The sequence below is a fragment of the Herbiconiux daphne genome, assembly GCF_024979295.1.
GTDB lineage: Bacteria > Actinomycetota > Actinomycetes > Actinomycetales > Microbacteriaceae > Herbiconiux > Herbiconiux daphnes.
The window spans coordinates 1-723 of record NZ_JANLCJ010000359.1 but is presented as its reverse complement, the minus strand read 5'-3'; the positions used below and the strand labels follow the sequence as shown (position 1 = coordinate 723).

Below are 723 nucleotides of genomic sequence, written 5' to 3'. Positions count from 1 at the left end.
TAGCAAGAGAGAAAGCAAAACATTTCTTTAAAGATAATCCTAAACGTTTACACGCTACGCTACGATCTATTGATGTAATGGAAGCAGGTTTAAAAAATCGTGCTTCTAATCCTGGTGCTCATTGGTCAACGTGGATTAACAAATCACAGCTTAACTCTATTGAGGGGGCTAACTCCTATGGTTTGTTATCTCGCATTGTCGATACAGTGACGGGTAAGAACTATGATCAACCTAGTGTAAGACAAGCCTTTGAAGGTAGTGAAGCAGAACCAGCAGCAGCGTTAAAACAGAACAAAGCTAAAGGTAATGCTGTTAAAGCCTACCGTATCCGTAAGACTACAAAGAAGGCTTAATTACTCATCCATTTTAAAGCCCCTCAGAGGCTCTACAAGGCGTTTTCTACTCTCACCTATCCAACCACAAGGGGGAGGGGCTTAGAAGCGCTCACAGAGCCTTACAGGGGGCTATTTTTCGATAGGACAATACCACAATGGCAGATACAAACAAAAACGTAGATTTTATTGATAATGATGAACGTGGCCAGATCAATGGCGCTAAGGCCGTGAAAGATCACCAGGTAAAGGAAGTGCTACATAAGCTCTTTGTAATTGAGCAAGCTGTAAAGCATTGGAGCGACATTAAGAAAGAACAAGGCCAGAAACCTAAAGTTAGTGTGAAGCCTAAAGGAGCGCTTAATATTGCCTAATCCGTTTCCAGAATGGC

At 42.0% G+C, this 723-nt stretch carries 2 protein-coding genes; both read left to right on the top strand.

Going from position 1 to position 723, the window contains the following annotated elements:
- On the top strand, positions 1-353 hold a 353-nt coding region (locus N1032_RS25245; protein ID WP_259543330.1), incomplete at its 5' end, for a hypothetical protein.
- A 137-nt stretch (positions 354-490) separates the two neighbouring features.
- Positions 491-706, top strand: a complete 216-nt coding sequence (locus N1032_RS25240; protein WP_259543329.1) for a hypothetical protein — start codon at positions 491-493, stop codon at positions 704-706.
- Positions 707-723 lie beyond the last annotated feature (17 nt).

What these genes read in the sequence shown, in the direction of transcription:
- N1032_RS25240 (WP_259543329.1), top strand. Translation starts at nt 491, where the DNA reads ATGGCAGATACAAACAAAAACGTAGATTTTATTGATAATGATGAACGT.